Here is a 22,335-nt window from a genome sequence, read left to right as displayed (position 1 = left end):
CTCGTTGACCAGGTTTAGTTTGAATTCTTCGCTGTATTTTGCCATAGAAAAAACACCCCTAAAGTTAGATTTTTAACTCTAACTTTAGGGGTGCAGCACCCTGAGCTTCTCCTTCTTTTTAATATGCTACCCAGACCAGAAGAATCAGCTGCAATAAAGCCAACATGAAAAATCCGACCCGAAAAAGATCTTTTTGTGTTTTATGCCTAAACAGCATCATGCCGAGATAAGACCCGATGCCTCCTCCAAGAAATGCGACGAGCCATAAGCGCTTTTCCGGAATTCGTTGTCCGCGCACCTTTGCTTGCCGTTTATCGACCCACATCATGATGAAGGCGAAAATGGACATGGCGGCGATAAAAGATGCCAGTATGATCATATCGTTCCCTCCAAATCAGCTTACATAGAAAAAGACCGGCGATTAGCCGGCCTTTTCCATACAACTAGGTGTTGGCCTAGTAATAAATTAGTTGTTAGAAGCTTTTTTCGCTTGGTCAACCAAAGCAGTGAAAGCAGCTGCATCAGTTACAGCGATTTCAGCTAGCATTTTGCGGTTGATATCGATGCCGGCAAGTTTCAATCCGTGCATCAAACGGCTGTAAGAAATATCATTCAAACGAGCTGCTGCGTTGATACGTGTGATCCACAATCTGCGGAAATCACGCTTTTTGTTGCGACGGTCACGGTAAGCATAGTTGCCTGACTTCATGACCTGTTGGTTTGCTACTTTATAAAGTAAGTGCTTTGCACCATAAAAACCTTTAGCTAATTTTAATACTCTTTTACGACGCTTGCGCGTCACTGTTCCGCCTTTTACGCGTGGCATATTCAATTACCTCCTGCTGAATGTAAAAAATTCGATTTTTGTAGTTGTTGGTATTGTTGTTCTTGTCTAGACTGCAGCGCCCAGATTCTCGGGGTCATAAGTCAAAGTGGCTGTGCGGCAAATAGCGCCGCTTCGCCCCTTCATCTTATGCCCGTCGAATCTAATCCGGGCGCTTACGCTTTTCTAGTTTTACTTCATGTTGTAGATCAAAGATTTGATGCGTTTCAAATCGCCTGCAGAAACCAATGAGCTCTTGCGAAGCTTACGTTTTTGCTTAGTTGATTTGTTTGCGAACAAGTGGCTAGTGTGTGAACTGTTACGTCTTACTTTACCAGTTCCAGTTTTCTTGAAGCGTTTAGACGCTCCACTGTGGCTTTTCATTTTCGGCATTTCGGGTTCCTCCTAAACAATTATGCTGTTATTCCTTTTCGTTGACCGGGTTCAGCATCAAGAACATGCTGCGGCCTTCCATTTTCGGGCGCTGCTCAACCGTCGCAACTTCCTTGCACTCTTCTGCGAAGCGCTCAAGTACACGTTGTCCGATTTCTTTGTGCGTGATCGCACGGCCTTTGAAACGGATTGAAGCTTTTACTTTGTCGCCTTTTTCAAGGAACTTGATAGCATTACGGAGCTTCGTGTTAAAGTCATGATCATCGATGCCCGGGCTCAAACGAACCTCTTTGACGTTGATGATTTTTTGATTTTTACGAATTTCGCGCTCTTTCTTCTGCTGCTCAAACTTGAACTTGCCGTGGTCCATGATCCGTGCGACCGGTGGCTTAGCTTGAGGAGCCACAAGCACTAGATCCAGGTTGGCACGAGTTGCAATTTCGAGTGCATCGTTGCGTGATTTAATACCGAGCTGTTCACCATTTTGGTCAATAACCCGTAACTCACGTGCACGAATACCTTCGTTTACATTGTTGTCTCTGCTAATAATGATCCACCTCCGGGTAGTGTCGCGAATAGCTTAAATGTGTGAACCGGACGATCCGGTTTACAGGTACAAACAAAAAGCGGGCGAACCCCGAGGAGTCCGCCCGCCGTAATATGACAGCACGCTAAAGCGTGTAAAAGTCAAAATCGTGTCTACCTGCCAACAATCGGTCGATCAGGTGAGAAGCGGGCGCTCCTGCTTGCACATATAAGTATTCAATAACCTAAACAATAATATCATGCAGCATATTCACTGTCAAGCCTTTTACCGAAGTTCAGATTGAACGAGCTTGAGGAATTCTTCAAACGGCATGCTCTCGGAATTCTGCTCACCGTATTTACGGACATTGACCGCTCCGCTTTCGAGTTCTTTGTCTCCGATGACGAGCATATAAGGAACTTTTTGCATTTGTGCTTCGCGGATCTTGTAGCCTAGCTTTTCATCACGCTCATCGATGTCGACGCGCAATTTATGCTGTTGCATCTTCTCCTGAAGCTCTTTTGCATAGTCGCTATGCACGTCGAGCGATACCGGGATGATCTCCACTTGCACAGGCGCGAGCCAAGTCGGGAATGCACCTTTGTATTCTTCAATCAAGAATGCGACAAAACGTTCCATAGTAGAAACGACGCCGCGGTGGATGACGACCGGGCGATGCTGTTTCCCATCTTCGCCGATATATGTCAAATCGAATTTTTCCGGCAATAGGAAATCAAGTTGGACAGTAGACAATGTTTCTTCTTTTCCGAGCGCCGTTTTCACTTGGACGTCGAGTTTCGGTCCGTAAAACGCCGCTTCGCCTTCTGCTTCGACGTAATCAAGTCCAAGTTCATCCATTGCTTCTTTCAGCATAGTCTGCGCGCGGTTCCACATCGCATCGTCATCATAGTATTTTTCTTTGTCTTCCGGGTCACGGTAGGAAACCCGGAACGAATAATCTTTTAAATCAAAGTCTTTATAGACTTCAATCACTAGGTTCACGACACGCTTAAACTCTTCTTTGATCTGGTCCGGGCGCACGAACAAGTGAGCGTCATTCAAAGTCATGCCACGAACGCGTTGCAGGCCAGATAACGCACCTGACATCTCATAGCGGTGCATCAGCCCGAGTTCCGCGATGCGGATCGGCAACTGGCGGTATGAATGGATGCCCTGCTTGTAGATCATCATATGATGCGGGCAGTTCATTGGGCGCAGAACAAGATCTTCATTGTCCATGCTCATGACCGGGAACATGTTTTCCTGGTAATGGTCCCAGTGGCCGCTAGTTTTGTACAATTCGACGCTCCCCAAAACCGGTGTGTAGACATGGTCATAGCCCATGCGTTCTTCTTTGTCGACAATATAACGCTCGATGATGCGGCGGATTGTCGCGCCTTTTGGCAGCCACATCGGCAATCCTTGGCCGACTTTTTGCGAGTTCATGAACAAATTCAATTCTTTACCGATTTTGCGGTGGTCGCGCTCTTTTGCTTCCTCGAGCATCTCGAGATGGGCTTTCAGATCTTCTTTTTTGAAGAAGGCAGTGCCGTAGATGCGCTGGAGCATTTTATTGTCGCTATCGCCGCGCCAATAAGCACCCGCTACACTCAATAGTTTAAATTCCTTCAGTTTGCCGGTCGACGGCACATGCACTCCGCGGCACAAGTCGAAAAAGTCACCTTGCTCATAGATCGACACTTGGTCATCTGCTGGAATTGCTTCCAATAGTTCCAGCTTGTAAGGATCATTGATGGCTTCAAAGCGTTGCTGCGCTTCATTTCTTGAAACTTCCACACGGACGATGTCGATGTTTTCGTTGATGATTTTTTTCATTTCTTTCTCGATGACCTGCAGATCTTCTGCAGTGATTGCCGATTCTGTATCGATATCATAGTAAAATCCGTTTTCGATGACCGGCCCAACGCCTAATTTTGCATCTGGATACAGACGCTTAACCGCTTGTGCCATCAAGTGAGCCGAGCTATGGCGCAATACTTCTAATGCCTCGTCTGATTCCGGTGTGACGATTGCAATTTCACCGTCTTGTTCGATCGGCGCTTTCAAATCGATCAATTGACCGGATAGTTTACCTGCCACCGCTTTTTTGCGAAGGCCCGGGCTGATCGATTGAGCGATTTCTTCAGTGCTTGTACCTTTAGCGAATTCCTTTACTGCGCCGTCTGGGAATGTTAATTGGATCATGTCTGCCATCTGAATCTCTCCTTTTATTGATATGGGGTGGACCGTGAACCACAGGGTCTGGTTCAGCGACCCGTTTTTTTCGGGGTTTGAGCCTTTCTTGGTGTCTAGCTTCAGCGCCTAGCTCCTCGGGGTCTTAAGTCACTCTGGCTGTGCGGCATAAAGCGCCGCTTCGCCAGTGCGTCTTAAGCCTGTCGGAGCTGGACAGGCGCTTCAGCTTTTCTTTTTGCACACACAAAAAGCTCCATCCCAAAAGGGACGAAGCTTTGTTCGTGGTTCCACCCTTCTTCTCTTCTGCACGGATTTCTCCCGCGCGGAATGAAGCTCTGCATCGGCTAACGGGCCGGTTCCGTCGAATGCTACTAGAGTTCGCAGACGCTGCTCGAAGGGGGTAAACCGAAATGGCGTGCCGGGAAGCTCTCAGCCGTGTCTTCCCTCTCTGTATGCCGCGCATAAAGGCTCATGTCCTTGTCAATGCATGTAAATCATTATTGATGGTTCTTACTATACGACGAAAAAAAACAAAAGGCAATAGTTTCCGGTGCTATTTGCGGCGGTTTTCGCCCTCAAGTTTCACCGGAACGGTCAATGCTTCGATGCGCTCCATAATGCGCGCTGCTTTCAAGTCTTCTTTTTCACCGCGCTGGGAATACGTCAAATGATGCGCGAGTTCCGAATAACTGAAGTTCGAGCTCATGAAGGTCGGCAATTTTTCAGCCATCCGATAATGCAAAATCGTACCGAGCACTTCGTCGCGAGTCCAGCTCGACATCGCTTCCGCACCGATATCATCGAGCATGAGCACATCGGCTTTTTTGACGTATTCAATTTTTTCCTGCAGTGTATGGTCGCCGATCGCCTGTTTCATTTCACGCATGAATTCCGGCACGAAGACGAGGACTGTTTTGACGTTGATCTCCGCCAACTCATTCGCGACCGCACTGAGCAAATAAGATTTTCCGGTCCCGAATTTGCCATATAGGTATAAGCCTTTTTCAGGGAGCGAGTCCGGGCCGGACGCTTTTTCCAAAAAGTCGTCGACAGCACGGAAAGCCGGCAGCCGGCGGTCATCCAGTTCAAAGTTTTCAATTCTCGCCGCCATCACTTCCTTCGGCATGTACATGCTGTGGATTAGTGAAGAGGCGTGGCGTTTGTTGTCATACGCTGTTTTCAAGCGGCATTTCGTGTAAGAGATGCCGATATTGCCGCGCTCAAGCACCAAATTCGGTTCGAAGCCTTTCAAATGATTGATGCATCCCCCGAGATCAGGGCATTTATTACAGTCATGCGATTGGTCGATATATTCATAAAGCTTGCCGAGCCCTTTATCCACTGTCGTTTCATCGATTTCCTCGTCATTTTCTTTCAGGAATTTAACAACTCCTGGATGCTCCAACACTTCTTTTTTCATCTCGTTATAGCGCTCGGAAAAAGAGGGCGCATTGACCACTCGCTTCATCGTTTCACGAATCGGTTCCATTTAATCACCCTTTCTTTTCTTCAGCGCAAGTTTCGCAAGCAGTTTTTGCTTTTCCTGCTCCAGCTTTTCGCTCGGTATGCCTTGCACCGGCTCTTCCACTTCATCTTTTTTAAGGAACCATTCCGGAAGTTTTTCTTCACGGATCGGTTTGCGTGCGGACGATGCTGATTTTTTTGGTGCAGAACCCGCTTCGTTTTTCCACTTCATATACTGACCATGTTCGATTCTTGCAAAGTCCATTGCCTGCTTCGCTGTCGTGACATTTTTGCGCAGCCAGTGCGAGGCGATTTTTTCGACATAGGCTTTCGTCAGTTTCATATCTGTCCGCAGCAGCACATATTGCAACAGTACATTAACGACTGCCGGTTCCATGCCGTGCTGTGTAACCAATTGATTGGCTAGCTGGACATCGGCAGGAAGTGGTTCTTTGCCGCCCGCAATGTCTCTCAGCACTTGGATCGGTGAAGCCGACTCTAAATATGCGACCAGCTCATCTTCTTTTGTAGCCGGTTGTTGTTGCGAATCCTGCTTGTCAACAGACGGCTCTACTTGCTTGATTTGTTCGAGTTTCGGAGCTGTCGTCGTCACGGTCATCTTATAATAATCAGAAGCTGCCCGCCGCAATGCTTCTGCATCAAGCTTGTAATCATCTTCAATTGCGAGCAATATGACTTTTTGCATCTCGAGCGGGCCGAATCCGTACAAGAAAGCCAGCTTGCCAATCCATTTGCGGATCGAGGCCGTCAGCACACGCTTCGGCACAAGCTGTTCAGACAATCCCTGCCGCAATAGCGCAAAATCAAAGTCATCGTCCATCTGATAATCGCCGCTAGTACGTGACTCCAGCTCTTTTTCATCTGCCGGATAGCCATTTTTGGCATGGACTGGCTGGAAAATATCAGTAAACGTTCTTGATACTTCTTTGTAGTTTGAGGCTATAGGTGTCTGGACAAGGAAGCGGTCTCGCACGCGACGGTAGGCGGTCTCCCCGATTTTGCTGAATAGGAACATCGACAAGAGCGGATCTGCAAAAAAGGTTTTCGGATCAAGGGGCGGGCATAGCTCATAAATGAATGAACGGTTTTCCCCGTCATTCCGATATGTTTTCAATAAGCCGATCGCTTCGAGCTGTATGCGTGATTCGAATATCGCCTTGATCGGTGTCCCGAGCGTATTCATCAAAGTGTAATGGGTCGAATCCTCCCCGCGTGCCTCACCTTCCGCCCATAGTGTCAAATATAAAGAGACTGCCGCTGAACCGACCATCGGCTGATACAATAACGTCAGCAATTGGCGATCGTAATTGGAAAATGGATAAGGCATGCGCACACGATACAAGTCGGCGGGTTGGATTTCTTTATATAAAGTCATGTAGTCACCGCCTTATTTGCTATCTTTTTTCCGGGGATCCCGATCGAGCAGTTCTTTCAGTTCATCAATAAACACGGTGATGTCTTTAAACTGTCGGTAGACCGAGGCAAACCGGACATAGGCGACTTCATCAATGTCGGCTAAACGGTTCATGACCAGTTCCCCGACTTCTTCAGACTTCACTTCCGGGTTGCCGCTCCGGCGCAATTCTTTTTCGATATCAAAAACGACATTTTCCAGAACATCCAATGACACCGGTCGTTTTTCACAAGCACGGATTAAGCCGCGCAACACTTTCTCCCGGCTGAACTCTTCACGCGAGCCATCTTTTTTCACGACAATCAACGGCATTTCTTCTACTTTTTCAAAAGTGGTAAAACGATAGCCGCAAGCTTCGCATTCGCGTCGTCTGCGGATCGATTTCATTTCATCTATTGGCCGCGAATCCACTACGCGGGTGCCGTTATGCTGGCAGGCTGGACATTTCATGGTAGACATCTCCCCAAAAATTCTCTATCTAGTAGTAACAGTATAACAAAATTCTTCCGTGAACATTAAAAAAAGCAGAGGATTTTCTCCTCTGCTTGTGTTTCGCCTTATTAGTAGTGATTATACAGTTAGTGACACTTTAGTCATTCCGGCTGCAACCGGACCCATGCCACGCGGTACTTCTGTTACTTCGCTTTGCTTTGAATCCAAAGCTTGTGCGATGTAATCGGCCGCAATCGTTGGATCGAGATCTCCACAAGTGTATACGTCTACACTTGCGTACCCGTGCTCTGGGAAGCTGTGAATGGTCAAATGTGATTCTGAAATGATCACTACGCCGCTAACACCCTGTGGTGCAAATTTATGAAAAGCGACTTCGCGGATCTCCGCACCTGATTTGAGTGCTGCATCAACAAAAGTCTTTTCGATATAATCCATATCGTTCAATTTGTCAAAATCACACTGCCAAAGTTCTGCGATTACGTGACGTCCCATAGTTTCCATGGTTCGTTTCCCCCTTTGATAACATTTTGGTTTTGCGCAAAATATTCAAAGTTGACTACCACGGGGGAAAGTTAGTCCAGAGAGGTCCTAACCCTTTAAGCAGTCATAAGAATAATAATATACGCTCCTAATTCCTTGCTCTACGAATAAATAGAATTGAGAAGTGGTAGCCGTTTTTAGCTACGATTCATAGTATATGATGAATGTTTCCCAATTGCAATAAATAAATGCTGTATCATGCAATTTTTTATATTGAAACATAAAAAAAGATTCCGCTCTTCAATAGGAAGAAAAGCGGAATCTCGTATGCTTATTTTGAAGCGACAGCCATCGAATTCGCCACTTTTTTCAGCAGGTCGACAACGCGTGCTGAGTAGCCCCATTCATTGTCGTACCAAGCGAGCACTTTGACTTTGCGGTCGCCCATGACAATTGTCGTCAAGCCGTCAACGATTGCTGATTTCGGATTCGTATTAAAGTCGATCGACACGAGCGGCTCCATTGTTATATCTAAAATTCCAGCAAGCGTGCCTTCAGAAGCATCAGCGAACGCACGGTTCACCTCTTCTACTGTCACGTCTTGCTGCACGTCCACGACAAGATCGACAAGCGAAACGTTAGGCGTCGGCACGCGAAGCGCCAAGCCATGCAATTTTCCTTCTAGTTCCGGAAGCACCAAAGACAAAGCCTTCGCAGCGCCCGTGGAGGTCGGGATGATCGACTGCGCACAAGCACGCGCACGGCGCAAATCCTTATGCGGGTTGTCCAAATTCTTTTGGTCGTTCGTATAAGCATGGACTGTTGTCATTAAACCATTTTCGATTCCGAATGCATCATTCAACACTTTCGCGACAGGCGCCAGGCAATTTGTCGTGCAGCTGGCATTAGAGATGATGTCGTGTTTTTCGACGTCCAATTTGTCATCATTGACGCCCATGACGATCGTGATGTCTTCATTTTTTCCTGGAGCAGTCAAGATGACTTTTTTCGCTCCTGCTTCCAAATGAAGAGCGGCCTTGTCGCGTGCATTGAATTTCCCCGTCGCTTCGATGACAATATCAACGCCCATTTCTTTCCACGGGAGATTCAACGGGTCGCGTTCACTGACCAATTGAATGCGCTTTCCATTGATGACCAAAGCGTTGTCTTCTGCTTTTACATCACCTGAGAAAGTGCCATGATTTGTGTCATACTTAATCAAATGAGCGAGCGTTGCTGCAGGATAACTGGCATTGACTGCCACAATTGTTACATCATCCATCAAAACCGCTTGTCTGAAAACCATACGGCCAATGCGGCCAAACCCGTTAATTGCAATCGAAACTGTCATGTATTTATCCTCCAATTAAATAAGTCATACTTATATTTTTTAATTCGATATATAGTATAACACATTATCTTTTTTAGAGAACCTGAAAACGGAAGAAAGCGCATACTTTTTTAAAGTTGTGTCTGCCAGCGTTCCAATATGCGCAACAATTGGCGTTTTGTTTCCTCGATTGAGCCATTATTGTCCAGCACCTCATCCGCTCCTGCTTCTTTGACGCTCATCGGCAATTGGGAGGCAATGCGCGCACGTGCTTCTTGTTCTGTGAAATGATTGCGCTCCACAAGTCGCTTTAATTGTTCCTGCTCGGACACACTGACGACCAGGATTTTATCGACCATATGCTGCAGCTTGCTTTCGAACAACAAGGGGATGTCCATGATGACCGTTTTACAGCCAGCATCCATATGCGCTTGTCGCTGTTTGAGCATTTCAGCGCGGATGGCTGGATGGATGATGTCATTCAATTTCTTTCGGCTTGCGGGATCGTGGAAAATGATTGACCCGACTTTTTCTCGGTCCATCGATCCGTCTTCACGGATGACTTCGGGCCCGAAAGCTTCTCCGATTTTGCGCAAGGTTTCGGTCTCAGGCTCGACCACTTGCCTGGCGACAAGGTCTGCATCCACAACCGGATAGCCCAACTCTTTGAGCATTTGTGAGACGGTGCTTTTCCCGCTCGCGATACTGCCCGTCAGTCCGATGATCATCGCTTCTCCTCATTTCTGGCAAGCTGGGCAATAAACCGATGCCCGGCTCGCAATTTTCACTGTTTTTGTCGAAGTTCCGCAAATCGTGCACGTTTTTTTGCCGTACATGCCAAAACGGTCTTGCATGCTTCCCGATTCGCCATTGATATTGCGGTAATCCGAGATAGTGCTGCCGCCTGCTTCGATGCTCTCGAGTAAAATTTCAGCAATTGCTTGGAACAATTCGATTTTCCGCTTGCGGCTAATGCGGCTAGTGGCGCGTTTCGGATGAATCTTCATGCGAAACAGCGCTTCGGTTGCATAAATATTGCCGCAGCCGGAAATGACCGTTCCGTCCATGATCGCTTCCTTAATCGGCTTGTTGCGGAATTTCGGGCTTTCGGCCTGTTGTAAAAACCATTCCATGGCACCGTCGGCAAAAGGCTCAGGCGCCATGAGCAGCAGCGGCGGGAAATCCGCTTCCGTCTTCAGCACCCGCATTTCCCCGAAGCGGCGGATATCTGAGAACGCCAGCAAATTGCCGTCATCCAATGTCAGCACCACATGAACGTGGCGCCGGAATTTATCTTCAGGAATCGACAGCAGGCTATCGACGAAAAACCACGCCCCCGACATCCCGAGATGATTCACCAGCAGGAATTCCTGCTCTTTTTTCAAGGTCACGTAAATGTATTTGCTCCGGCGCTCGACAGCGAGTATTTGCGCACCTGACAGACGCTCTTGAAAGTCATCTGCTTCGATGCGCTTTAATATCGCTTGTTTGCCTGAGTTCTTTGATTTTCGGATCGTATCGGACACATCGACTGAGACGATGCGCTTTCCGATTGATACAGGGCGGATTTGCCGGACCACCCCTTCTACTTCCGGAAGTTCCGGCATGACAATTCCTCCTTATTTTGTATCGTACCAAGTATTTCCTGTCGCGATATCTACTTTTAACGGGACGTTCAGTTCCACCGCTGACTCCATAACTTCCGGAACCAATTTCATTAATCGGTCTAGTTCTTCTGGGGGCGCCTCGAAAATAAGCTCATCGTGCACTTGCAAGAGCATTTTCGATTTCAAGCCTTCCCGCTCAAGCGCTGCATCCATTTCGATCATCGCCTGCTTGATGACATCGGCTGCGCTGCCTTGGATCGGCGTGTTCATCGCGGTGCGTTCAGCAAAGCTGCGTAAATTGAAGTTCGAGCTATTGATGTCAGGCAAATAACGGCGACGGTTCATCAAAGTCGTAACAAAACCGTCTTTTTTTGCTTGATCGACAATGGACGTCATATAGCCTTGTACGCCCGGGAAGCTGGCCAAATAACGCTCGATAAAATCGGCTGCCTCTTTTCGGGTGATGTTCAAATTTTGTGACAGGCCGTAATCACTGATGCCATAAACAATGCCAAAGTTGACCGCTTTGGCGGCACGGCGCATATCAGATGTCACTTTATCAAGCGATACATTAAACACATCGCTTGCCGTTTTCGTGTGGATGTCCAGGTCCGACTGGAATGCTTCGATCAAGCTTTCGTCTTTCGACATATGGGCCAATACACGCAATTCGATTTGAGAGTAATCCGCTGCGACCATCACCCAGCCCGGTTCTGACGGGACGAAGGCTTTACGGATTTTACGGCCTTCTTCCAGGCGCACAGGAATGTTCTGCAAGTTCGGATTGGTCGAGCTGAGGCGGCCGGTAGTGGTCAAAGCCTGTTGAAAACGCGTATGGACCTTGCCGTCTTCGTGAATTTCCTTCAACAAGCCCTCAATATATGTCGACAGCAATTTGCCAAGCTGGCGGTACATGAGAATATGATGAATGATTTCATGCTTGCCTTCCAATTTCTCAAGCACATCGGCAGCTGTCGAATAGCCGGTCTTCGTTTTCTTGATAGCCGGCAAGCCGAGCTGCTCGAATAAAATGACGCCGAGCTGTTTGGGTGAATTGATGTTGAACTCCTGGCCGGCAAGGGCAAAAATCTCCTGTTCGATCATTTCTAATTTGCGCTTTAATTCCACGCCCATCTCAGCCAGCTGCTGGCGGTCCACTTTGACGCCGAGTGACTCCATTTGGCCGAGCACTTTGGCAAGCGGCAGTTCTAATTTATCGTACAGATCAAATTGTTCGTTTTCTTCCAGTTTTTTTACGACAACCGGCCGGACATTAAAGATCGCGCGCGCTTTTCTTGCCATATGCTCCTGCAAAATAGCGGCTTCGGGCACTTTTTTCTTGGCTCCCTTGCCATATACTTGCTCGTTTGTCGACACGTCCGAGTAGCCATACTCGCGGACGATATCCGCTAGGTCTGTATACTTAAGCGACGGATTGACGATATACGCACCAAGCATCAAATCAAAGTCGACACCATCGATTTTGATGCCGTTGCGCAAAAATGCAGCAGTTGCTGCTTTGGAATCGGACATATACTTTTTCGTCGAGCCGCTTTCAAGCCATGTTCTGAGAGCTTCAGATTGTGCAGCGACTTCCATCGGGATTACATACGTCGCTTTGTCGGAAGCGAGTGAGACGCCGAGCAATTCACAGCTATGGTAGTGCTCATCGTACAACTCCAAATGAACCGCCATGCCATCTTCGAGCAAGCTTGCGTCAACCGTTTCGAGCACGTCGAAATGCAAATCCTCTTTTTCCGTTTCTTCCGCCGTATAATCTAGTTTCTCGAGCAAGGACTTGAACGCCAACTCATTCCAAATGCGCACGAGCTCGTCTTGGTCAGGCCCTTCATAACCTAGCTCGTCAATCGATACCGTTACCGGTGCCTGCCGCTCAATGGTTGCCAATTTTTTCGACAGATAGGCTAGCTCTTCGTTTTCGACCAATTTCTCCTTCATCTTGCCTTTTTGGTCTTCAATCGCTTCGTAGACACCTTCCACTGAATGGTATTTAGCCAGCAATTTCAACGCGGTTTTTTCTCCGACACCGGGCACGCCCGGAATATTGTCCGAAGAATCCCCCATCAAGCCTTTCATGTCAATGATCTGAAGCGGCGTCAATCCATATTTCTCCTGAATATGGCCGACTGTATATTTTTCTATATCAGTGATCCCTTTGCGGGTAATATAAACAACGGTCGAGTTGGAAGCGAGCTGGGTCAAATCCTTATCGCCAGACACGACGACAACCTGGTCTCCTGCCTGTTCCGCTTGAAGGCTAAGCGTGCCGATGATGTCATCCGCTTCGTAGTTATCGAGTTCGTATTGCTTGATTTGGTAAGCATCCAGTAATTTCCGCAAATAGGGGAATTGTTCGGATAGCTCTGGCGGGGTCTTCTGTCTGCCGCCTTTATATTCTTTATATGCTTCGTTTCGGAATGTGGTTTTTCCGGCATCGAACGCCACCATCATATGGGTCGGCTGTTCTTCCTCCAATAGTTTTTGCAGCATCGTCGTAAAGCCGTATACTGCATTGGTGTGGATGCCATTATCATTGGTCAATAGCGGCAGCGCGAAAAATGCGCGGTAAGCCAAGCTATTGCCATCGAGCAATAAGATTTTCTTTGACACAAAATTACCCCTCTCCATAAAAAAGCCGTCATTCCCTTTATTTTACCACGCAGGCAAAAAGAAGAGAAATGACGGCACTAAGCATTATTCAAGATTTCCAGACAATAGCCTTGCATAAGGTGAATCCGATGGCATGATGATAACCGTATCTTCACCAATCGTTTTCGAGTACGATTCTAGCGAACGGTACAGCTCATAAAACTCCGGATCTTTCGAGAACGATTCATTGTAGATTTGTGCAGCTTCGGCCTCACCTTCCGCTTGAATCAATGCGGCTTCTTTTCGGGCTGTCGCAATCACTTCCTGTGCTTCACGGTCTGCTTGCGCTTCGATTTCAAGTTTTCGCGCATCGCCTTGCGACAAATAATCCTGAGCTGTCGAATCCCGTTCCGAGATCATGCGCGTAAAGACCGCTTGCTCGTTTTCAGCCGGCAGATCGGTTCGCTTCATCCGGACATCGACGACTTCAATCCCATATTCATCCGTTGATAGCAATTCATTGACCCGGGCGGTCACTGTATCGTTCAAACTGCCGCGCGATGAATTCTCATCGTTGATGATTTCATCGTAATTCAGTTGGCCGAGTTCCGTCCGCACAACCGAATAAATGAATTCCTCCATGCGCGACTCTGCATTGACGATCGTGCCGGCATTGGAAATCATACTCAGCGGATTGGTCACGCGCCAGACAGCGTAATTATCGATCAGAATGCGTTTTTTGTCTTTCGTATTGATTTCCGCTTCCGTTACATCATAAATCATCTGGTATTTTGGAATCGTCGTAACGCTCTGGATAAACGGGACCTTCATTTTGATGCCAGGGTCTTCTTGGACTTTGACGACTTCCCCGAACTGCCGGACGATGCGGTATTCGTTTTCCTTCACGATATAAGTGTTTGTCAGTACTACCAATAATGCGACAAAAATAAGCGTGGAGATAACTATCGGTTTCCAGAATTTCCGGAAATCGATCGGATCTTTCGGCGATCTCCAATCTTTTGGGTCTTTCGGTTTTATACTGCGGTTTTTATTGCCGAATATGTCAGTTGTATTGGAATTGCCAAAAGGTTGTTTCGGATCCATCAGTTGCCACCTCCTTCTTCATCTTCAGCCGTTGCAGGTGGAACGGCTGTCTGCATTTCCCCAAGCGGCAAATATTTCAATGTTCCTTCGTCATCGTTCATGATGTAGAGCTTGGCATTCGGCAGGACCGACTCCAACGTCTCCATGATGAGACGTTGTTTCGTTACTTCGGGATTGCCTTCGTATTCTGCGTACAGCTTGTCAAACACTGCGATGTCTCCACGCGCTTGTTCGACACGCTCCACTTTTTGCGCTTCGGCACGGGAGTTGATCGCTGATTTTTCACCCAATGCTTCGTTGCGTTTTTGATTTTCATATTTATTCGCTTCGTTGATTTTCGTGTTCATCGTCTCACGTGCGTCTGTTACATTCGTAAACGCGGCACGCACTTCTTCGTTCGGCAATTCCACATCCTGCAATTTGACACCTAGGACCGAAATGCCGATATCGTATTCTTCAATCAGCGAAGATAATAACTCGCGTGTCTCACCTTCGATTTCCGCTTTACCAGACGTCAGCGCATCATCGATCAATGAGCTGCCGATGATCGAGCGTATAGAAGCTGTCGTCGCATCATGGAGCATTTCGCGCGGATCTTCTGCATTGAATAAGTATTTTTTCGGGTCGGTTATTTTCCACTGGACCACAAGATCCGTTAAAACGATGTTCTCATCACCAGTGATCATCTTGGTCTCTTTATCATAGGTGGTGATTTCACCTTCTGCGTTCTGGTCATAGCCAAACTGCAGGCTATAGGTTTCTTTGGACATCACTTCAGCTTTTTGGATCGGCCACGGCATTTTAAAATGTAGCCCGGATTCAGTTACCGGCTCGCCTGCCTCACCGAATGTGATGATGACGGCCTGTTCGGACTCATCGACGGTATACCAAGATGTGAAAACTGCAACTAATGCTAATATGCCGAATATAGAAAGCCCGATAATGGCTAATATACGTTTCGTCCCCATGTTGTTTCCCCCTTAATCTTTTATAGTTATGTATACGGAATGATTGTGCAATAGTTTCAGGAAAATAGAAAAAGAGTCCGGGGAGGGACTCTTTTTCAGATCATGCGGTTGAAGGGGGTTCTATTAAAGAATAGCACCCCATTGTGAAGCTAGTGTTAAGGCTGTGTAAAGTTACCATTGATTGTTTTTGTATTTTTTATAATAATTCACTTGGCGTGCAAAAAGATACAATTTGCGTTTCATATGGGTATCTTTTTTATAAAATAATGGATTGCCGTATTTTTTCTCTTTGATTAAACGCTTGATGTCTTTTTGGACCGATTTGTTGTCGACGAAATTGCGTAAAACAACTTTCGGGACGACTGTGAACAAAAAGTCTTCATTTAAATAAGTGACGGGCTTGTCTTTTTGGTAAATTAAATCATCTACCAGATATTCCGCCATGTTATGGCCGAGCGCCGTCACGTAATAACTCGAGCGGCCTTGGCGAATATTCACTTCAAATACTTTAAACTTTTTGTCACGCGCGTCATATTTCAAGTCGAAATTGGCAAAACCGGTATAGCCAACCGCTTCGAGGAAATGCTGCAGCTTCAGCATCATGTCTTTATCAAAGCGCGTGATGAGTGCTGTGTAGTTCCCAATCGCGGTCACGGTATGTTCCTGCAACACAACTTGCGCATAAGTCACTAGCTGCGTCTTGCCTTGGGAATTGGCGTATATGACTGAATCCCACATATATGTATCATCACCAGGGATGAAATCTTGAATGATCAGTTCGTCGCGGTAGCCGCTCGCCTTGATTTTTTGGACGACTTCAAACAATTCTTTCGGGCTGTCCACTTTAAATACTTTTTCTTGACCTTCAAATTTATTGCGGCTGTATTCGATGCCGTCGCTTGGTTTGATGACGACCGGATACATCATATCGCTGTCATCGAACGGTTTGTCTTGACTGCAATCATAAAAATAAGTAGTCGGTGTATCAATGCCATACTGAGCGCACAATTCATAGAAATTCGCCTTCATCTGCAATTGGTTCATAAGCGCTTCTGTCGGATAATTAAAGACATAATGCTCACGCAGCACTTTCGCATTTTCGATGATCAAACGAACATATAAATCGTTTGTCCCGACTAGTAACAATGTTTTCCCTGGCGCCCTGTACTTCTCTGCCATAGAAATCAATATATCGGCAAAATGGCCAGGCTCGGACAATTGCTTGTTCAATTCGATCGTTTCCGTGATTGTGCTCATTTCAGTAAAAGATAGCGGTTCTTTGCCGATTAAAATCGGTTTGATTCCGTAGGCCTCATGAAATGAAATGGCCATATTGTATGCATTCATATCCGTACCGACGATGATCGGCAAAAATGGGTGTTTGGTTTCCATATGTTCCTCCTAAAATTCACTCGCAAGCGGCAAATAAACAGTAAATACAGTGCCGACGCCGACAGTGCTTTCCACTTCGACTTTGCCTTGATGCGCTTCAATGATGTGTTTAACGATCGACAAGCCAAGCCCTGTGCCGCCCGAATTTCGGCTTCTTGCACGGTCGACGCGGTAGAACCGTTCGAACAAACGGCTGATTTCCGATGCTTCGATGCCGATGCCCTGGTCTTCTACAGTGATGATCGCTTGACCGCCCTGTTTGAACAAACGGACTTTGACAGTGGTATTTTCATGGGAATAGGTTGCTGCGTTGATCAATAAGTTGACGACCACCTGCATCAAACGGTTCCCATCGCCTTTTACCATGATCGGCTCAAGCGACAAATCGATGTGGATATTTTTTTCCGATAGTTTCGGATGCACGGTCTCTACGGCCCGTTCGATGATGGCTTTCATATCGGTCGGCTCCACTTGAATGTGAAAAGCAGAGCGTTCCATATTCGATAAATTGAGCAGGTCGTTGATCAACATTTCCAAACGGTTGCTTTCAGTTTGGATAATTTCCAGAAAGGACAATAAAGTATCAGTATCCTGGTACGCTCCGTCGAGCAAAGTTTCGGAAAATCCTTTGATCGAGGTGACGGGTGTCCGCAACTCATGGGAAACATTCGCCACGAAGTCTTTGCGGACTTGTTCAAGATTTTTCAACTCGGTAATGTCATGGAACACAATGACGACACCCAGCCAACGCTCATGTTCGCCTATGACCGGCGCACCGTAGACATCCAGGTTTTTCATGGTGACGCCATCGGTAAACTCAATTTGATCACGGGAGCGGGTTTCAGTCATAAACACTCTTTCAATAAACGATTTGAGCTCAGGTGCAAGACTGATTTCACGGTACACCTTGCCTAGGACCGAACTGCTGGTTAGGCCGGTTTCCTCCAGAAATGCGCGGTTGATAAGTGAAATCCTCCCTTGCCGGTCGATCATGACGAGCGCGCTTCCCATGTTTTCGATCAATGTTTTCAATCGTTCCTGTTCCATTTGGCGGATCGTCGCGATTTCTTGCAGGTTGCGTGCTAGCACATTGATCGTTTTGTTCAACTCCAAGCTTCCTTGTGCGTCGGATTCATAGGCCCTTGCACGATAATTGCCTTTTACTAGTTCCACTGCGGTAGCTGTCGCATTCTCGATCGGCTCCACTTGCAGGCGGATAATGCGGTTTCCGATAACTGCCGAAATTCCCAATCCCATTACATAAATAACACCGAGCGCCAGCCAGACAGCTGATTTATTCTGTGCGCTTTCGTACAATTGAAAAAATTGGAGCGTTATCAAAAAAAGCCCAGCGAGCAGTGTCCCGACCCATAGCATGAGCGAGATCAGCAAGCGCCGCCGGAAGCTCATGAGCTTTTCGGCTCCTCAAATTTATAGCCGAGGCCGCGAATCGTTTTAATGAACAGCGGTTTTCGTGTATTGATTTCAATTTTTTCCCGCAAATGGCTGACGTGGACATCCACGATGCGGGTATCTCCGGCAAAATCATACTTCCATACTGCGCTCAGCAATTGATCTCGCGTCAAAACCCTATTTTTATTTTCAGCCAAGTATACCAGCAACTCAAATTCTTTTGGCGTGAAATCCAATTGCTTATCATCCAAAAACACTTCGAATCGATCGGGGAATATTTGCAAGCCGCCGAAAACATATGGCGCCGTCCCGTCTTGTTGAATAATCGGGCTGGTCTCTGCTCTACGCAATACCGCTTTGATGCGTGCCACCACTTCACGGGGGCTGAATGGCTTAGTCATATAATCGTCCGCGCCGAGCTCCAGCCCAAGCACTTTATCGAACTCATCTCCCTTGGCTGTCAGCATAATGATGGGCGTATTGATTTTTTGTTGACGCAGCGATTTGCACACTTCTACACCATCCATTGATGGCAACATGAGATCCAGCACGATCAAATCCGGATTTTCAGTCAATGCAAGATCATAGCCTTGTTTGCCATCATTAGCGATGATCGTTTCATAGCCGGCTTGAACCAAATTATAGGACAATAAGGTGGCAATCGAGTGTTCGTCTTCGATAATCAAAAGTTTTTTCGGCATTTTGCATCCTCCACATTCAATTTGGAACCCCCATTCCAAACCGCTTAGAAATTTTCCATCGCCTGTGTCGTCAAACGGCTAACCGTTTTCGGCGGTTGTGCCAGGACGGTGCCCTCCATGCATAGCTCTCCCTTGTCGTCAGTTGCTTGGACACGGATTGTCACTTGGTTACTCCTAACATCAACATCCGCCACTTCCAGCAAAAAATCGATTGTTGCATAATGGTATACCGGTTTTTTAAACACTAAATGCTGTTCGCAAATATACGAGCCCGGACCCGGCATATACTTCGATACCGCCGACGTAACAATGCCCGTCAGCATAATATTGGGCACGACCGGTTTCTCGAAGCTCGTCGTGGAAGCAAAATCATGTTGAATGTATAAAGGGTTTCCATCGTTCGTCAATCCCAAATACAGCAATAGATCTTTGTCTTCGATCTTTTCCGTCAGCTTCAATTTCTCGCCAACTGTGATATCTTCAACTTTTCTGCCCAATTTGCGTTTTTTGCCTAGCAACACAGGCTTTCCCTCCCCTTAGTGTTTCTTACCCCTATAGTATCAATTTCCCGCCTACATGCGCAAGCTCCTCCGCTCTTAAGCAAACGCTGAATAGGCGAAGCGCCTGTTTGTTTCATAAAAAAACCAGGCAGAAAAATCCTGCCTGGTCCCTCGCTTATGTCAAAACGTTCATGACTGCTTTTACAGATGCAGCCGATTGACTGAGCGCTTGCTTTTCTTGTTCATTCAGCTCGATTTCGATAATTTTCTCGATGCCTCCAGCCCCTAATACTGTAGGGACGCCGAGATAAATTCCGTTCATGCCGTATTCGCCTTCTAAATAAGCGATGGTCGGCAACACTCGCTTCTGGTCGAGGATGATCGCTTCAGCCATTTCGACCAGAGAAGCTGCAGGTGCATAATAAGCAGAACCATTGCCTAACAAGTTGACGATTTCAGCGCCGCCTTTTCTTGTCCGTTCCACAATCTGCTCGAGGCGTTCTTTAGATATCAGGCTCGTGAGCGGAACGCCGCCAGCGAACGAGTAGCGGACAAGCGGCACCATATCGTCGCCGTGACCGCCTAAAACAAACCCGGTAATGTCTTTTACCGATAAATTGAGCTCTTGTGCAATAAACGTACGGAATCTGGCAGAATCGAGTACGCCAGATTGGCCGATGACGCGCTCTTTCGGAAAGCCCGTTTCTTTGAAAATAGTGTAAGTCATTGCATCAACCGGATTGGTCAGTACAAGAATGGTGGCATTCGGTGAGTAGTTGATGATTTCTTTCGCAACGGATTTCATCACCTTCTGATTGGTCAATACGAGATCATCACGGCTCATGCCAGGCTTTCTGGCTACGCCAGCAGTAATGATGACGAGATCGGAACCGCTTGTGTCCTGATAATCGGCTGTTCCGATGATGTTCGCATCAAACCCCAGTACCGGAGCAGCTTCCATCATATCTAATGCTTTTCCTTTTGCTGGTTTTTCCATGTCGGGAATATCAACGATGACGACATCGCCCAATTGTTTCTGCGCGAGCAAGAAAGCTGTAGTGGCACCTGTAAATCCAGAACCGATCACTGAAATCTTTTTACGTTTGAATGTCATTTAAAACTCCCCTTTCCATCGAATGATACAACAAAGAGGAGGCAGGGCCTCCTCTTTAAACTTACATGTTTTTGATTAGTTCATCAGCAAATGCAGAAGTTTTTACTTCTGTTGCGCCGTCCATGAGACGAGCGAAGTCATAAGTGACAACTTTAGAAGCGATTGTTTTTTCCATAGAGTTGGTGATCAACTTCGCAGCTTCTGTCCAGCCAAGATGCTCAAGCATCAAAACGCCTGAAAGGATAACAGAAGATGGGTTTACTTTATCAAGGCCAGCATATTTCGGAGCTGTTCCGTGAGTCGCTTCGAAGATAGCGTGTCCTGTATCGTAGTTGATGTTCGCTCCAGGAGCGATGCCGATGCCGCCGACTTGTGCAGCAAGCGCATCAGAGATGTAGTCGCCGTTCAAGTTCATTGTTGCAACAACGTCGAACTCGCTTGGACGTGTAAGGATTTGCTGAAGGAAGATATCAGCGATCGAATCTTTAACAAGCAACTTGCCCGAAGCCAAAGCATCTTCTTGTGCTTTGTTTGCAGCATCTGTGCCTTTTTCGTCTTTGATTGCATCGTATTCGTTCCACGTGAAGACTTTGTCGCCGAATTCTTGCTCAGCCACTTCATAACCCCAGTTTTTGAAGGCACCTTCAGTGAATTTCATGATGTTTCCTTTGTGTACCAATGTTAGTGAATCGCGGCCTTCAGTAAGTGCGTAGTTGATTGCAGCACGAACAAGGCGTTTTGTTCCTTCTTCAGAAATTGGCTTGATGCCGATACCTGATGATTCAGGGAAACGAATGTTTTTAACGCCCATTTCGTCAGTTAGGAATGAGATCAATTTCTTCACTTCGTCGCTGCCGTTAGCGTATTCGATACCAGCATAGATGTCTTCAGTGTTTTCACGGAAGATGACCATATCTGTATCTTCAGGACGTTTTACCGGTGAAGGCACGCCTTCGAAATAGCGAACCGGGCGCAAGCAAGTGTACAAATCAAGCTCTTGGCGAAGCGCTACGTTCAATGAACGGATACCGCCGCCGATTGGCGTAGTAAGTGGTCCTTTGATCGCGATCAAGTATTCGCGGATTACATCAAGAGTTTCTGCCGGAAGCCATTCGCCAGTTTCGTCGAAAGCTTTTTGGCCAGCCAAAACTTCTTTCCAAACGATTGATTTCTCGCCGTTATAAGCTTTGTTTACCGATTCTTCAAGTACGCGTGAAGCTGCGTGCCAGATATCCGGTCCAGTTCCATCACCGATGATGTATGGAATGACTGCGTTATTCGGGACGTTCAAGACGCCATTTTCAACTGAAATTTTTTCACCGTTCGTCATGTGTAAGTTCCTCCTGAGTTCAAAGTCATAGGGCTGCACATTGGTGTCAGCCCCATCAAATTTTATTGTTTTTCCCGCTTAGCGCTGTTCTACTGGTACATAAGTTTGCATGCCCGGCCCGATATACTCGGCACGTGGGCGGATCAGGCGGTTGTCGGAATATTGCTCCAAAATATGCGCGAGCCAGCCTGACGCACGCGATACCGCGAAGATCGGCGTGAACAGGTCATGCTCGATGTTCAAGGAATGGTAGACCGATGCCGAGTAGAAATCGACGTTCGGCGGAAGCGGTTTGGCACCCGTGACGAGCTCGTCGATCTTGATGGACATCTCGTACCATTTCGGTTCGCCGCGCAGTTCGGTCAGCTTTTGCGACATTTCGCGCAAATGCTTGGCTCGCGGGTCGCCCTTGCGGTAGACGCGGTGGCCGAAGCCCATGATTTTTTCTTTGTTGGCCAGCTTTTCCGTGATGTACGGCTCGACGTTGTCGACCGACCCG

At 47.1% G+C, this 22,335-nt stretch carries 22 protein-coding genes; all 22 read right to left on the bottom strand.

What is annotated here, in order from left to right; all coding sequences use genetic code 11:
• Positions 1-118 precede the first annotated feature (118 nt).
• Complete coding sequence (locus ACFO5U_RS16930) at positions 119-379, bottom strand: DUF1294 domain-containing protein (protein ID WP_377280263.1); 261 nt, start codon at positions 377-379, stop codon at positions 119-121.
• A gap of 87 nt (positions 380-466) precedes the next feature.
• The gene (gene rplT / locus ACFO5U_RS16925; RefSeq protein WP_377280262.1) at positions 467-826 is read right to left on the bottom strand and encodes a 50S ribosomal protein L20; all 360 of its coding nucleotides are present in this window, start codon (positions 824-826) and stop codon (positions 467-469) included.
• Positions 827-1,015: 189 nt separating this feature from the next.
• The gene (gene rpmI, locus ACFO5U_RS16920; protein ID WP_377280261.1) at positions 1,016-1,216 is read right to left on the bottom strand and encodes a 50S ribosomal protein L35; all 201 of its coding nucleotides are present in this window, start codon (positions 1,214-1,216) and stop codon (positions 1,016-1,018) included.
• Between the two features lie 28 nt (positions 1,217-1,244).
• On the bottom strand, positions 1,245-1,766 hold the full coding sequence (gene infC / locus ACFO5U_RS16915; protein ID WP_215106168.1) for a translation initiation factor IF-3: 522 nt from the start codon (positions 1,764-1,766) through the stop codon (positions 1,245-1,247).
• 261 nt (positions 1,767-2,027) lie between these two features.
• Entirely contained in the window at positions 2,028-3,956 is a 1,929-nt protein-coding gene (gene thrS, locus ACFO5U_RS16910) for a threonine--tRNA ligase (RefSeq protein WP_377280260.1), read from the bottom strand.
• A 532-nt stretch (positions 3,957-4,488) separates the two neighbouring features.
• A complete protein-coding gene (gene dnaI / locus ACFO5U_RS16905; RefSeq protein ID WP_377280259.1) occupies positions 4,489-5,424 on the bottom strand; it encodes a primosomal protein DnaI in 936 nt (311 codons plus the stop codon).
• Positions 5,425-6,795 (bottom strand): replication initiation and membrane attachment family protein, encoded by a 1,371-nt coding sequence (locus tag ACFO5U_RS16900; RefSeq protein WP_377280258.1) that lies wholly within the window; start codon positions 6,793-6,795, stop codon positions 5,425-5,427.
• Between the two features lie 12 nt (positions 6,796-6,807).
• Positions 6,808-7,284: a transcriptional regulator NrdR gene (nrdR, locus tag ACFO5U_RS16895; RefSeq protein WP_377280257.1), complete on the bottom strand. Its 477-nt coding sequence runs from the start codon at positions 7,282-7,284 to the stop codon at positions 6,808-6,810.
• A 120-nt stretch (positions 7,285-7,404) separates the two neighbouring features.
• Entirely contained in the window at positions 7,405-7,788 is a 384-nt protein-coding gene (gene speD / locus ACFO5U_RS16890; RefSeq protein WP_377280256.1) for an adenosylmethionine decarboxylase, read from the bottom strand.
• Between the two features lie 310 nt (positions 7,789-8,098).
• The gene (locus ACFO5U_RS16885; RefSeq protein WP_377280255.1) at positions 8,099-9,118 is read right to left on the bottom strand and encodes a glyceraldehyde-3-phosphate dehydrogenase; all 1,020 of its coding nucleotides are present in this window, start codon (positions 9,116-9,118) and stop codon (positions 8,099-8,101) included.
• A gap of 110 nt (positions 9,119-9,228) precedes the next feature.
• The gene (coaE, locus tag ACFO5U_RS16880; RefSeq protein WP_377280254.1) at positions 9,229-9,825 is read right to left on the bottom strand and encodes a dephospho-CoA kinase; all 597 of its coding nucleotides are present in this window, start codon (positions 9,823-9,825) and stop codon (positions 9,229-9,231) included.
• 9 nt (positions 9,826-9,834) lie between these two features.
• Positions 9,835-10,704 (bottom strand): bifunctional DNA-formamidopyrimidine glycosylase/DNA-(apurinic or apyrimidinic site) lyase, encoded by an 870-nt coding sequence (gene mutM / locus ACFO5U_RS16875; protein ID WP_377280253.1) that lies wholly within the window; start codon positions 10,702-10,704, stop codon positions 9,835-9,837.
• Positions 10,705-10,716: 12 nt separating this feature from the next.
• Positions 10,717-13,353 carry a DNA polymerase I gene (polA, locus tag ACFO5U_RS16870; RefSeq protein WP_377280252.1) on the bottom strand — a complete coding sequence of 879 codons (2,637 nt, stop codon included), beginning with the start codon at positions 13,351-13,353 and terminating at the stop codon, positions 10,717-10,719.
• Positions 13,354-13,419: 66 nt separating this feature from the next.
• Positions 13,420-14,418 carry a protease modulator HflC gene (gene hflC / locus ACFO5U_RS16865; protein ID WP_377280251.1) on the bottom strand — a complete coding sequence of 333 codons (999 nt, stop codon included), beginning with the start codon at positions 14,416-14,418 and terminating at the stop codon, positions 13,420-13,422.
• A complete protein-coding gene (gene hflK, locus ACFO5U_RS16860) occupies positions 14,418-15,386 on the bottom strand; it encodes an FtsH protease activity modulator HflK (RefSeq protein WP_377280250.1) in 969 nt (322 codons plus the stop codon). The genes hflC and hflK overlap by 1 nt, the downstream gene beginning before the upstream one ends.
• A 171-nt stretch (positions 15,387-15,557) precedes the next feature.
• Positions 15,558-16,778: a carboxylate--amine ligase gene (locus tag ACFO5U_RS16855; RefSeq protein ID WP_377280249.1), complete on the bottom strand. Its 1,221-nt coding sequence runs from the start codon at positions 16,776-16,778 to the stop codon at positions 15,558-15,560.
• Between the two features lie 9 nt (positions 16,779-16,787).
• A complete protein-coding gene (gene pnpS / locus ACFO5U_RS16850; protein ID WP_377280248.1) occupies positions 16,788-18,188 on the bottom strand; it encodes a two-component system histidine kinase PnpS in 1,401 nt (466 codons plus the stop codon).
• A complete protein-coding gene (locus tag ACFO5U_RS16845; protein WP_377280247.1) occupies positions 18,185-18,892 on the bottom strand; it encodes a response regulator transcription factor in 708 nt (235 codons plus the stop codon). Before ACFO5U_RS16845 ends, pnpS begins: the two co-directional genes overlap by 4 nt.
• A gap of 44 nt (positions 18,893-18,936) precedes the next feature.
• On the bottom strand, positions 18,937-19,413 hold the full coding sequence (locus tag ACFO5U_RS16840) for a MaoC/PaaZ C-terminal domain-containing protein (RefSeq protein ID WP_377280246.1): 477 nt from the start codon (positions 19,411-19,413) through the stop codon (positions 18,937-18,939).
• Positions 19,414-19,567: 154 nt separating this feature from the next.
• The gene (gene mdh, locus ACFO5U_RS16835) at positions 19,568-20,506 is read right to left on the bottom strand and encodes a malate dehydrogenase (protein WP_377280245.1); all 939 of its coding nucleotides are present in this window, start codon (positions 20,504-20,506) and stop codon (positions 19,568-19,570) included.
• 61 nt (positions 20,507-20,567) lie between these two features.
• Positions 20,568-21,836: an NADP-dependent isocitrate dehydrogenase gene (icd, locus tag ACFO5U_RS16830; RefSeq protein ID WP_377280244.1), complete on the bottom strand. Its 1,269-nt coding sequence runs from the start codon at positions 21,834-21,836 to the stop codon at positions 20,568-20,570.
• Between the two features lie 78 nt (positions 21,837-21,914).
• On the bottom strand, positions 21,915-22,335 hold a 421-nt coding region (locus tag ACFO5U_RS16825), incomplete at its 5' end, for a citrate/2-methylcitrate synthase (protein ID WP_377280243.1).

Origin of the sequence: Planococcus dechangensis (genome assembly GCF_042654465.1) — a bacterium.
Lineage (GTDB): Bacteria > Bacillota > Bacilli > Bacillales_A > Planococcaceae > Planococcus > Planococcus dechangensis.
This window is presented reverse-complemented; position numbering and strand designations above follow the sequence as displayed.